5 protein-coding genes are annotated in these 13,145 nt (G+C 66.3%); 2 read left to right on the top strand and 3 right to left on the bottom strand.

Features of this window, described 5'->3' with window-relative positions; all coding sequences use genetic code 11:
• Positions 1-948: 948 nt before the first annotated feature.
• Entirely contained in the window at positions 949-2,133 is a 1,185-nt protein-coding gene (locus KEG57_RS43070; RefSeq protein ID WP_272459600.1) for a hypothetical protein, read from the top strand.
• A 2,002-nt stretch (positions 2,134-4,135) separates the two neighbouring features.
• Here KEG57_RS43070 and KEG57_RS43065 read toward each other — a convergent pair.
• Genes KEG57_RS43065 through KEG57_RS43055 form a run of 3 tightly spaced genes read right to left on the bottom strand, consistent with a single transcriptional unit; the run spans position 4,136 to position 11,951 of the window.
• Positions 4,136-8,176, bottom strand: coding sequence for a DUF6531 domain-containing protein (locus KEG57_RS43065; RefSeq protein ID WP_272459599.1), 4,041 nt, complete (start codon positions 8,174-8,176; stop codon positions 4,136-4,138).
• Positions 8,154-9,638 carry a hypothetical protein gene (locus KEG57_RS43060; protein ID WP_272459598.1) on the bottom strand — a complete coding sequence of 495 codons (1,485 nt, stop codon included), beginning with the start codon at positions 9,636-9,638 and terminating at the stop codon, positions 8,154-8,156. The genes KEG57_RS43065 and KEG57_RS43060 overlap by 23 nt, the downstream gene beginning before the upstream one ends.
• A gap of 9 nt (positions 9,639-9,647) precedes the next feature.
• On the bottom strand, positions 9,648-11,951 hold the full coding sequence (locus KEG57_RS43055; RefSeq protein ID WP_272459597.1) for a type VI secretion system Vgr family protein: 2,304 nt from the start codon (positions 11,949-11,951) through the stop codon (positions 9,648-9,650).
• 307 nt (positions 11,952-12,258) lie between these two features.
• Here KEG57_RS43055 and KEG57_RS43050 point away from each other — a divergent pair, with 307 nt between their 5' ends.
• The gene (locus KEG57_RS43050) at positions 12,259-13,140 is read left to right on the top strand and encodes an RNA polymerase sigma factor (RefSeq protein ID WP_272459596.1); all 882 of its coding nucleotides are present in this window, start codon (positions 12,259-12,261) and stop codon (positions 13,138-13,140) included.
• The last annotated feature ends 5 nt before the right edge of the window (positions 13,141-13,145 follow it).

Raw genomic sequence — 13,145 nt, 5'->3', positions numbered from 1 at the left:
TATCGAAAAATACGTCGAAAACCGATTACATTGAGCGGCTTTTTCACGTCTTGATGCGACGAAACAAGGGGGCTGTTCCCTGACTTCGGACACGTTGCTCGGCTTTTGTGGGTTTGCTTTGAACAACTCGTCCCGAAGCCTTGGAGCATTCCAGCGCAGACGTAGCAGGCTACGCCGGTTTCCCGCTGATTTTTGTGGATCGCGGGAAGCCAAATGTGCATAGTGGTCGGCTGGAGCTTCTGTATGGGTATGAGCGACGCCGCCGTACGCCCCGGTTTGCCAATGCAAACACCAGAGGTGCAGCCTTCCGCAGTCTGCACTGCGGTCGTGCTCATCGGTGTTTGCGAATCCTCGCCGGATCTCGTGGCACTCGGGACGGCGCTGGGGGCGTTCGCGGCTGGTCTTGCCGATGTTCCGAACGTCGGTCCCGCATCGATGATCGAGTCTATCCGGCGCAGCTTCGCGGACGCGGCATGGCGCCGAGCGGCGCAGGAGACGCTCGCGGATCAGCGTGTGGGATTGCTCGCGGGCGCGTTCCTCAAAGCCTGCGAGCAGCGCGTGCCGAGGCCAGTGTCCACCCCGGATGACCCGGCATGGCTTGCCGGAGTCCGGGGCGCGTATGAGGACGACGAGCGTCTCCAAATCCTCGCCGACACCCTGCTCGGAATGCTTCGGTTCCCACGCGAGGCGGCATCCCCGGCGCCGTCTGCGCGCCCCGCCCCCGCGACCACGCCTGTACGCCCGGTAGATCCGGCTGCGGCTCCCGCGTGCCCCGCGCCCATGCCCGCGCCGTCCGCGCGTCCTGCGGCGTGCCCCGCGCCCACGCCCGCGCCGTCCGCGCGTCCTGCGGCTGCGGCTTCTGCGCCCGCTGCGCATCCTGTGCCGCCCCTGCCGCCGCCCCCACTTGCCACCATATCGCTCCATACGGAACTCGCGTTGTACACGTTGATGGCAGTGACACACGCGGACCGAGGGCTCAAGCACGCTGAATGGCAGCACTTGAACCTCGTGCTCGGCGAGAAGTTCGCGAGGTGCCAGCGTGTGCTCATGGACTCGAGCGTGCTCGCCATTGCGGGAGCCATCGTCGCGTACTCCCGCGCGAAGGGCGCGAACGCCGCCACGTTTGCCTTGTCTCCGACATCCGACGTGCCTGCTGAACTCGTGGCGGCCGTCGTCGGCGAAGTTCTGGCCGCGTGCCAGGACGCCCCTCCGATACCGCTCCGCGCGGAAGTCGTGGTCTACACGGCCCTTGCGGTGAAGAACGCGGATCGGGGGCTCACTCCGTCGGAATGGGAGAACATCAACCGCGGGTTCGGCGGTCGGATCGAGAGGTGCCAGCGCGTGCTCTCGCATCCGAAGGTTCGGGCGGTGGCTGACGCCATCGTCGCGCGCGGCCGTGCCAGGCGCATCGACGTGAACACGTTCGCCTATTCGCCAGCAAACGAGGCGTTCGGCGAGATTTTGGCGTCAGCCGTCGGTGGCATGCTGATCGAATCTCGACCCAAGCCCGCGGTACCGTCGCCGCCCGCGGCACCATCGCCGATGGTCCCCGCGCCCGTCCCCGCGGTCCCCGCGGCAAGGGCGCCTCGGGCCCCCGAGCCGGCCCCGCCGGCACACGTTCCCGAGCCGCCCATCCCCGCGCCAGCGGCACAGGGGCGCGCCGAGATGCCCTCTCGCGACGAGCTGCCGGTCCCCACGCCCGCGGGCGCCGAGCCGCCCGCCGTCCCCGCGCCCGTGGCGACGGCCCGCGTTGAGCGCGCGTGCCCCAGGTGCGCGCGACGGATGCCGTTGGCGGCACGGCCGTGGCGGAGCACCGCGGCCAGGTCGGGCATCGGGCGGGACCCAACGCCGCCGGTTCCGCCGCCTCCCGCCGTTGCCGCGCCCTTGCCGCGTGAGCCGGTGTCGCCCGTTGCTCCGGTGGCTCCCGCGGCTCCCGCGCATCTCGTGGCCCTTCCGGTCGCCATGCCGACGTTGATCACCGGGGCGACCTCGGGCCCCGCCTCCGGCGCGCTGCCCGTGCCGGAGACGATAGCGACCCCGGCGCGGACCGCCGCGAGCAGCTCGTCGGCGCGAAGTTCTCCGTCGCGCTTGACGTTCCACGAGCCGCTGCCCCGAGGCCGATCCCCGCCGTGAGGCGGCGCCCTTTCGTGCTGACGACGAATCCGAGCACGACCTATAGGTTCCCGTCGATTGTTCGGGGGCGCTCCTCACGCGGAGGAGCAGCCGATTCCCCCGAAGAGTCGGGAGCGATTGCTGGACCTACCCCAGAAGGCGCGGGCGACGAGCCTGACGTCGCGGGTCGAGGCTTCTCCCATTGATGGGCGAACTTGCTGGGGGCGTGCAGGTGAGCGTGATGCTGGCCCCACGCTACGCGGCCGTTGCGCTTCGATCATCGCGAGCTGTTCGCGTATCTCGGGGCCGATCGGTTGAGCAATCGAACTCTCGGGCGATTGCGACGACACCGCGACCCCTACGCAAAGCGCGAAAAGGCAAACACCGCCAAGCCCCGCGCAAGCTACAAGAGGCAACGCACAACCTTTCAACATCTCTTGCGTTTGCGCCCATTGCGCAGCCTCCGCACGTCGTCGTGCGCACGTTGAGCGGTTGTGGCCTTGCTGGCCGCAGATCGAGCACGCCATAAACGAACACCGTACCGGAGCACGCGCCGAGCAGGAAGACTGCACGCGCGAACAGCCTTGGTTAGCGGGGCGGACATTGTGAATCCGATCCGATATCCCGATGATCCATGTTGCATCCGCAGAACGGATCGTCAGGAAGAACGCGGGCACGCGCACACCGCCGTGGGGGTAGCTTAGGCATGGCCTTCGACCGCCAACGGGATCGCGGCGGGAATGTCAAGCTTTTTCTGGTTCACCCGGGAGGCGTTCGCCACCGACGCGGCCCTGCCCGCCGCGGGACGCTTTCGGCGCTGTAGCGCGGGAAGGCCTTATTTAAAGTGCCCGAGGCATCCACGCCTTCCTTCGATCCGACAGACTCCAGACGGCGCCCGCTGTTTTTGTCGGCGGCACCATCCCCCTTGACCCTCACACCGATCACCGTAGCAATCGCCGGCCATGCATTCACCGCAACCATGAAACCACCATTCCCTAGTCGAAGTTCTTCGACCGCAACAATAGGCGCCGGAGAGCACCAATCTCGGACCGCCTCTTCGTATGCTCTGCGGACGCTTCGTGCTTCAGTGTCAGATACGGGCTGGTAGCTGACCCGTTTGCCGACGCGCGCATCTTCTACTGCACCCACAAGAATGGTCCCGCCTGACGCATTAGCAAAACCTGCGACGTCCTTCGCCATCGAGCCGGGGGGCGCCGAGCGTGGGGCCGGTGGCGTCGCTCACGATCGGCAGTATTTGCCGATAACCTCCCAGGGGGCATGCCTGATTGCAAGCCTTCGCATAGTGTCTGCGAGGCCGTCGTTTTCAGAGCGATGGAGTGGCGGATCATGTCCACCGAACGGCGAGGTCAAGGCGATTTCCCATCCCGCCCCCACGTCCTGAACCACCACGCCCGGAACATTGGTCCAATCAAGCGACAATGAAACGTCTGCTTTCGGAAAATAGGCCATTCCAGGGGTGAAGCGCGGTCCGGAGTGACGACACACTTCTGCAACAGACGGCCCTCGGCCGAACCCAAAGCAGAGCGCCCATATCAGTGGAAATCTCGAATACACGACTTTGAATTCGTCGATCATCTCGCGAATAGCTGGGTGTGGTCGGCGCCCCTCGAATGCGTCTGGCGGCATCTTGTAGCGGATGTCGACGGAATGAAGTCCCAGTTCGCAAGGTATCGTGCTAGCTCCGAATTCGATCACCCGAGATTCCATCGGGCCCGAGTGCCCAGCTCGGAGTCGCGATAGCTCGATCTGTATAGGCAGTAAGCCACCTCGTATTCCGGACGGATCCTGCATAGGGCGTGCGTGCCCCGATCCTTGTATGACGTCGAACGCGGCATCAAACTCATTCTCGTCGATCCCACGCGCGGCTGCTCGGCGCCATGGTGGTTTCTTGGCTTCCAACCATGTTGCAACCGCATCCACGCCGGTTGCATCGATCCAATCTGGGCACCATAGGCTTATGACTGCGTCCTCTGTCATGACTGGCGTTCCTGTGCTGTATCGTTCAGGGGCCACATTTGCTCATCCTGGGCACGATCCGTGCGATTTGGTGCTTCTTCAGGAAGAACGCGGACGCAACCTGTCCGACGTATGGGCCATCGGCGAAGAAGAAGATCGCGGCCTTCCTTCCGCGCAGGGTCGCCAAATGACCAATCACCTCTGTTGCTCCCAGCTTATGCCGGAACGTGTAATTGCTCCTCCTGAGCTGATCGAGAGTCTGGCGAAGCTCCGCGATGTCTCTTCCTTTCGATACGGGGCGCCCGAGAAGCTCATGGGCGTGGCGGTCCCAGAGGTGATCAAAAATCTCGTCGTCCGTGAGGGCGCGGGTCTGGCGCGTGAGCTTATCGATTGGGTGGAGCCCCAAGGGGTCGATCCACGCATAAGGATCCTCGACGTAGGAATACAACCCGAGACTGCCCAGCAAACCAATCGGGTCCTTACTGATATACGCCCCCGTCTGCGGGTCGTAATACCTGAGCCGATTGTAGAATAGCCCCGTCTCGGCATCCTCGTACTGCCCCGGAAACCGCCACGGAACCGCGGTCTTCTCCACATCGGCCGACGCCTTCCCATAGACATCGACCTCGCCTTGCCACGCGACCCCGCCCCACTCATCAAACACCGCGCACGGAGCGCCCACCTGATCCGTGACGATCGCCCACCGCCTGAGCCCCTGCACCTTCGCCGCCGGAGTGAACGTCCCCGGCTCGAACACCCACGCGATCGGCCCTTCCTTCGTGGAAAGCTCGTGCAGCAGGACGTCGCCATCCCAGATCCACATCCGCTCCTCCGCGCCCGAGGTCTTCTTTACCCGGCGCCCGAGTGCGTCGTATTGGAACCTCACGATCGAGCCGTCCGGCTTCGTTACCGCGACGAGCTGCCCCGCGGCGTTCCACGTGTACTTCTCGCGCCTTCCGTCCGGCCACACCTTCGCCGACCGGTTCCCGTCGCGATCGTACTCGTACGTCACGCCATCCGCCGCGACGAGGACACCGCCCTTCTTGTACGTCTGGGGCTCCCCCTCCATCGCCTGCTGAATGTTCCCCGTCACCGTCGGCCGCCGCCAGCGCACGCGTCCCCCGGGCTCGGTCGCAGCGGTGAGTCGTGCGCGCCTGTCGTGGAAGTACCGCGTGAGCCCGCGTCGCGAATCGTCGCGCTCCTTCAAGAGCGATCCCGGCTCCCACGTGTACGCGACGCGCCGCAGCTCCTCACCGCCATCGAGCATCGACGCCTCGGCGACGCGCCCGATCCGATCGCGCCGCGTCCGCACCGCGATCCCACCAGGCAGCCGCCGCTCGGCTTCGAGCCCCGCCGCGTCGCGCGTGATCGACATGCGCCACCGATCAACGCCCGTGCCGAGCGAGATCGCATCGAGCTCGCCCATGGCGTCACGCAGGAACGCCCCATCGAAGCCGAGCGAGGACGACACCTCGGCTACCAGGCCCCGCGCGTCGTAGCGCTTCTCGACGACGTGCGGCCCTTGCAGCTCGCGCACCACGCGCCCGAGCGCGTCACGCTCGAACCTGACACACGCGGCGTCATTCTCGGCCTCGATGAGCGCACCATCCGCGCGGTACGCGAAACGCTCCGCCGTGCCATCCGGGTAACGAACACACGTCACGCGCCCGAGCGCATCACGCTCGAACACGACCGCGCGCCCACTCGGCTGCATGCTCTTCACAAGCACGCCGCCCGCGTCGTACACGTACCGCAGACAGCTCCCGTCGAAGCCGATCTCTTGGATCACACGCCCGCACGCGTCGTGCGTGAGCGTGTGGATCTCGCCGGCCTCGTTCTCGATCGCCATCAGTTGCCCTTCGGTATCGTACCGCAGACGAACCGCCTCGCCCGCCTCTTCGCGCAGCGCGAGGTGATGGAACCCGGTGTAGCCAAACCGCACGTGCCGCGTGTGGTCCTTGGCCTCGATCGGGTTTCCCTCGGGATCGTACTTGAGCCGCAGGTGGTTCCCGTCGGGCTCCTCGACCTCGACCAACCGGAGCGCGTCGTACCTGTACCTCGTGACGCTGCCGCGAGCGTCGCGATGCTCGACCACACGGCCCAGGATGTCGTGGACGAGCTTCTCCTCGCCCCAGTTCGGGTAACGAATGCTCCGCATGTTCTTCGCGTCGTCATACTCGACTGCAAGCCGCCCCCCCATCGGGTCCACGACCTCGCGAAGCAGCCCTCGCTTCCAGCGGTATCGCGTCTCCTCGCCGAGCGGGTTGACCGCCGCGCGCACCCGCCCCGCGCCGTCGTATCGCCAGCGCCACTCCGCGCCGCATGGGTTCACGTACCGCGCCACGCGGTCGCGCTCGTACTCCATGCGCTCCGTCGCTCCATCGGGACGAATGACCGCCACGCAATTGCCGCGCTCGTCGAATTCGCGCCGCACCTCTCGTCCCGTCGGATCCGCCTCGGCGGACTCCTGCCCACTCTCGGGATCGTAGCGATATCGCGTGATCTTCCCTTGCTGGTTCGTCACTTCCACGACGTTCCCCAGCTCGTCGCGCTGAAACACGCGAAGGTTGGCGAGGCTGTCGTCCACGAACGTCTTTCGGTTGCGTTCGTCGTAGCGGATGACGTGGTCGTAAATGCCGCCGTCCCCCCACGTCCGCACGCACTTCGCATATTCGTTCAGCCCGTCGTACTGGAAGTAAAACGACAGCCCCGTGCGATCGGTCTCCTTCACCAGGAGGTGCCCATTGTACGTGTACGTCTCCGCGTGTCCAAGCGCATCGACCACACGCACCAGGTTGCCCTGTTCGTCGACCTCATACTTTACGTGACGCACCCATCCTTCGCGTGGATGCGGCACCTTGATCTCGCGGAGCCGATTGTTGCCGTCGTACCCCAATCGAAGCGTCCGCCCACCGCTATCGGTCACCCGCGAAAGCCTGCCCCGTTCGTCGTACTCACACTCGATCGTGATGCCATCCCTCGTCGCGATCCGTTGGAGGCGGGCACGCGTGGGGTCCGCCGCATCCTTCACCCGCGCGAAGTGCAGCACGAGCCCGTCGCGCGTCTCGATCTCGAACCGATTCCCGCGGCGAGCTTTCAACGTCAGCCGGTTGGTCGGCTCGTACACGCTCTGACCCGACCTGATCATGCGATCGGGGAGATGGCCGAGCAGAAACTCGATCTCGCGCCCGTCCTCCGCCAGGTACACGACCTTGCCCCGCTCGCACCACACCGCCTGATCGAGGCTATGCGACCACCCATACCCGAGAGGACCATCCCGCCACGACCGCGACGACGAGTAGATCCGCTCGATCACGAGCGGCAGCGGCCCCGGCAGTTCTAGATCCCGCTTCTCCGTGAACATGCGCCCCGTCGCGACATCCACGGGATGCCCCGTGGCGAAGCAAATGGCCGTGTGAATACGGTCGCGATAGCGCCGCGGCGCGATATGATCGACGGCCTGGCGCAGCCCTTGGCTGATTCGAGCCCACTTCCCGCTGCGCCGCTGCGCAGCCCGCAGCTTCCGGAACAGCTTTCCACCCGCCCGAACCACGGCCCCGAGAGCGCGCAGCGTGGCCTTGATCCCGGCAGCAAACGCAATCGCCTTTACATCCGGCACCATCGGCCGATTCACGAGCACGGGCGCGCCCTTCGGCACCGCAAGCACGACGCTCGTCGGCAAACGGACGGGATCGCTGCACGACAGCGCGAGATCCCCGAGGCGCACGGCGAGGCTCCCGCCGAACGTGACCCCCAGCGATCCGAACATCAACTCGGCATCATTCCCGGGCCCCGTGGGCGGCAAAAACGTCACGCCCGGCGCAGGCACGTGGGGCATCGTGAGCAGGTTGGTCCCGAGCGTGCCCGTATTCGCTACAGGCATACCATTGACGAGCACGAGCCCCGGCCCAGCCCCCGCAGCCATTCCGATCGCCGCCGACACCACGACCCCGACCGGATCGAACACCATGCCGACATACGCCATCGGCACGAGCGTCGGGACCGGCGCCGGAGCCGGCGGAGCAGGTACACCGACCATGTGGAAATCGAGCCCGAGGACGGGGTCAAACTGCGTCGCGACAAGCATCGGTCGTCTCCATCGACGGCATATCCGCCTCGCTCTCGCCCATTGTCTCCATTTCGACCGCCACGCGCTCGAGCCAGTCCGCTCGGTCCGCGCTGCCATGCTCACGGAAGATCCGCCCCAGCGCGCGCGCCGCTTCCGGCCCACTCGACAAGCGCCACTCCTCCGGCTCGCCGTCGCTCGCGATCTGCACCGCCCGCCAGAATGCCCCTGCGGCGTGCTCGAAATCTTGCTGTGAAACGAGGACCTGCCCGGCCATGCGATACGCCTCGATCGCGAACATCCGCTCCCCCTGCGCCGCGGCGAGCTGCCCGGCCTCCGCGAACGCGAGCGCCGCCTCGCTGGCCTTGCCCGCCGCGAGCAGGCCCGAGCCGACCGCGAGCTGCGCCTGGGCGGAGAGCGCCGGCAGCTCCGCCGCGTCGGCCTCCGCGCGCGCCTCGCGGAAGATGGCCGCCGCGGTATCCGGCGCGCGTGCCTGCATCGCAAAGCCGCCCATGACGAGCCCCATCATCACGGCGAGTTTCCCGAGCCCCGCCGTGCGACAGAGCGCCTTTGCCTCGCGCATGAAGGCCACCGCCCGCGATGCGTCACCCTTGATCATGGCCCCCGCCGCACCCATGACGAACCCTCGAAGATCGCGCATGGGCTCGGGCCGCAGAAGTGCCTCGGGAGTTCCTTTCTCGATTGCCTCGGCGCGGGCCTTCTCCCGACCCTCCGCAATCACGCGAGCTTGCTGCGGCGTAAGCGGCGGAGTCCGGACCTTGTGCGTAGGCGGAGCCTCATCCGGGCCGGCCATACCCGCGATCCGCATCCCATCGGCCCCCGGGGGAGCCGATGCCGCCGCCGAGAGCATAGCCTCGACGTCGCGTTGCACCTCCCCGGTGTCGAGCCGCGCATCCACGACGAGCGCTGCCTTGCCGAGCTTCTCGGCGACGGGCGCGCAAATGGGTTCGTCCAAGTCGACGATAACCCACCGAACGCGCGCAAGCTCCCGGCGCTCGACGAGCGCGGCGACGTCCTCCATCCACTGCTTCGCATCGCGCACCCAAACGGGCGAGAGCACGACCACGAGCCCCGTGAGCGGGGCGCCGAGACAGCCGAGGGCCGCGCGCAGCTCCAAACCGAAGCGCCCCAGCGCGGACGGCGCGCACGATTCGCCGGGCATGGCACGGACTGTAACGCCTTCGCCGGCCTTCTCGTGCAGCTCCGCGATCTCGTCCAGGTCGGCCCGCAGCTCCTCGCTGCGGATCTCCCACCCGTCATCTGTCGCCTCGGTTGGTGCTTCGAGAAAGACGAACGGGCACAGATTTTCCTGGTGATGCTCCGCCGCGGCGATGTGTTCGAGCGCCGAGATCCGGATGGGATCCGACGTCGTGACATGCAGCATCCGCAGCTCCGGCTCGGCAATGAACGTCTGGATCGCCTCGGCCACGCGGACGAGGGGATCGGTGATGCTCTTAAACATGGCGCCCCCTCAATTCACGCTGGCAATGCCCGCGGCTACGTTGAACGCGCCGCCGCTCACGTCCACCTTGCCCCCGGATGACGCGACTCCGCCGCCGTCCGCTGCGACGACGCCGCCCGGTCCCGAGAGGATCGCCGCTGCGCTACCCGAGACCGTCGCGGTGCTGCCGCACATCGTCGCCTCGGCAGGGCTGCTCATTGTCGCGTTTCCGTCGAGAAGGACGGTGCTCCCGCCGGTCGACGACATGCAGGCGTTGCCGTCAAGCAGGACCTGGCTACCCGCGGCCGACTTCGCGCAGGCGTTCGCATCGAGCAGCACTTCCGCGCCGCCCGTTGCCTTGGCGAGCGCGTTCGCGTCGAGGAAGACGCGGGAGCCCGCGGCCGATTGCAGGAGCGCATTCGGATCGAGCACGAGCGTCGCGCCACCACCCGCCGTGATTGTGATCTTCCCGGGCTCGATCAGCACAAAGCTTCCGCCACATTCCAGCCGGATCGACGTGGGAGCCTGAACGCGCACCGTATCCGACGTGTCGAGCGCGTAATTCCCGCGCACAGTGACGGCGCCCCCGCGGACGCCTCCGGGCTTCGGCTCGTCGCCGTCGATGATCGTCCGGTGATTGCCGCGAACGTGGACGTGCTGGCTGCCATCCACCGTGAGGGCGTGATTTCCACGCACGTGCTCGGCATCGTCACCATCCACGGTTTGCGTCCGCTTGCCGCGGACCACCGTGGCGCGATCGTGCTCCACGACCTCGTTGTAATCGCGCTGCGCGTGTACATACAGCTCCTCCGCTCCCGTAGCGTCGTCGAAGCGGATCTCGTTATGCCCGTCTCCGCCGAATGTCTTTGTGCGGATCCCGCTCCGCGTCTTCTGCTGCGGGAGCGCGTACGGCGGCACGTTCGCGGCGTGGTACAGGCTCCCGATGACGAAGGGCCGATCGGGGTCGCCCTCCAGGAACGCCACGACGACCTCGTGCCCGACGCGCGGCAAGAACTGCGCGCCCCAGCCCGCGCCGGCTGACGCTTGCATGACGCGAAGCCAGCACGAGCTACGCTCGTCCTTCTTTCCCTGCCGATCCCAATGGAATTGCACTTTGACGCGGCCGTAGGCGTCCGTGTGCAGCTCCTCCTTTCCGGGCCCCACGACGAACGCTGTCTGCGGCCCCGAGACGACGGGCCGGGGAGTCGTGCGAGCAGGACGAACCCTCACGTCCGCGCCCACCACCTCGAAGCCATTTTCATAGGAGGATTCCCCGCCAGCCAAGATCGAGTCAGGGATCGGCGCCGTTCCGCGATGCTCGACGCGCATCACGAGGTAGGCGCCGTTCATGCGGTCGTCAGGGTGGTCCATGAGAAGAAACGTCTTACCAGGAACCAGTCGGCACGAATCGCTGTCCCCCGTCCCGCTTCGGACTCGAGTCCGCAGCTCCTCGATCTGCATGGCCGCGATTTCCGCGCCGCGCTCCGGCGTTTCGTAGCGCCCCGGGTACTCGTAGACCTCCAGCTCCGCGTCATCGTCGGACTTCTTCACGGTTGCGAGCGAGAGAGCGGGGTTCCTGAACTCGTAATCCCGCAGCGTGACCTTGCCGGAGCACACGCGCTCCGCCCATGCGAACCTGGACACGTGCTCCCCATGCGCCATGGCGCCAAGCGGTGCACGAAAGGCGAGCGTTCCTCCGGAGATCGGCGCGTGTGCCGTGGGCCCGTCAGCCATCACGAGGACGCTGTCCTCGTCGAAGAAGTAATGGATGCCCTCCTCTTCGAGGAGCCGCGAGACGAAGGCCCAATCGGTCTCCCGGTACTGTACACAATAATCCCGGCGCGGCCGATCCTTTCCCAGCGCGAAGCGATAGCTGCCGCCACGGATGCCAGCAGAATTGAGCACCGCGGCGATGATCTCGGGCGCGGACTTCTCCTGAAAGATTCGGTTGTCTTTGCGATGGAGAAGTCGCGCGACCTCCGGGACGAGCACGGCCCTGTACGCGGTCCCCGTCTTCCCGTCGTCGAACTGCACGAACTCGGCGATCATGCCGCGAACTGTCCGCGTGCTCTCGCCCGTATCGAACGTCAGGCTCGCCGTTTGGCCGGCATGATTGGCCATGGCCGCGTGGATCGTCTGCGCGATGGACAACGGATTGACCGGGAGGGACCCGACGCCCAGCTTGTCGAGCAACCCGCCGACGATTCCCTGCATCGGAAAGCCGCGAACGACGTCGATCTCGAATCGAAAAAGCTCGGACACACCTTCGGAGCCGGAGAGGCGAACACCACGCAATAGCTCACCCGCCCCCTCAATCGAAAGGAGGATATTCATTGCCCTGACCCCTACGTACAGGTTCTCCGGAGATACGGAGAGCCTGGATAGGCGGCAGGTTGTCCGACCGACATGCTGACCGTCAAGGATAGAAGTGCGAAGCGTGCTTCGCGTAGGACATTGTGCGTCCTATGGCCTTAGATGCGCAAGAATCGGACCGTGGTATGGGTCACCGTGCGTCGGGTTTCTGACGTCGACAGTGCAGCGGAACGCATCCTACCTGACAAAGGGATCTCACGTTAGGTTCGGCGGAGCGAGCCGGGTCGATTTTCGGTTACCGTTCTCCCGCTGCGGGCAAGAGGCGAGTGTGGGGAAGAAACTGAACCAACCTGATCCTCTCGCCGAACTCCTCGCCCTTCGTCCGGACCTCGTCCAGCGCTTCGCGCGTCTCCGCTGCGGGCGCGCCGACGCCGATGATCTGGCGCAGAACACGTTGATCCGCGGCGTCCGCAGTCTGCACACCTACCGCTCCGACGGAGAGCTGCGGCGCTGGGCGATGGGCATCGCGAACAATGTGTACCGGCGCCATCGGCGGACGGTGCGTCGTCGCAGCAAGGTGATCGTGACGGAGCCCATGGCCGCGGTGGAAGCATTTGCCCCCGGCCCCTCGCCCGACGTGAACGCGCAGCTCGGCGAAGCGCGGCAACGCCTCTACGCGGCGGTCGACGCGATGCCCGACGTCTTGTTCGAGGTGTTCTTCCTCGTCTACCTCGAAGAGTACACGCTCGATGAAGCTCGCAAGGAACTCAGGATCTCGAAGAACGCGGTGAAGATGCGCGCGCTGCGCGTGCGCCGATACCTCCGCAGAGAGATGCGCGACTTCCGCGACGCGTACTACAGCGTCGTGCCCCCGATGCCGCCGAGCGGGCCGCTCGCTCTCCTCGTGCAGAGGGCCGCGCCGATGCTCGGGCACGTGGCGAGCGTGATCATGGCAGCTCTGCTCCTGCTTTTTCCGCACGACGAAGCGCCCACGGCCGCGTACGTCGGCGTCGCACGCGAGGTCAATGCGAGCGCGGCGAAGCTCTCGATCGCGAGTGACGCCGCGCTCGATGAACCAGCGATCGAGCCGCAGGAAGCCCTGCTTGGGAGCGCACCGACGCCCGAGCCCGCGCCGCGGTCAAACGCCCACACGAAACGCAAGGAGATCAAGTTCAAGCTCCCCGCGATCACGCTCGTCGACGTGCGGTAGCTCCT

The sequence above is a fragment of the Polyangium jinanense genome (assembly GCF_028435365.1).
Note: the sequence above shows the minus strand (reverse complement) of the source record. Positions and strands in the feature narration are given on the sequence as shown.

What these genes read in the sequence shown, in the direction of transcription:
- KEG57_RS43055 (WP_272459597.1), bottom strand. Translation starts at nt 11,951, where the DNA reads ATGAATATCCTCCTTTCGATTGAGGGGGCGGGTGAGCTATTGCGTGGT.
- KEG57_RS43065 (WP_272459599.1), bottom strand. Translation starts at nt 8,176, where the DNA reads ATGCTTGTCGCGACGCAGTTTGACCCCGTCCTCGGGCTCGATTTCCAC.
- KEG57_RS43070 (WP_272459600.1), top strand. Translation starts at nt 949, where the DNA reads ATGGCAGTGACACACGCGGACCGAGGGCTCAAGCACGCTGAATGGCAG.
- KEG57_RS43060 (WP_272459598.1), bottom strand. Translation starts at nt 9,638, where the DNA reads ATGTTTAAGAGCATCACCGATCCCCTCGTCCGCGTGGCCGAGGCGATC.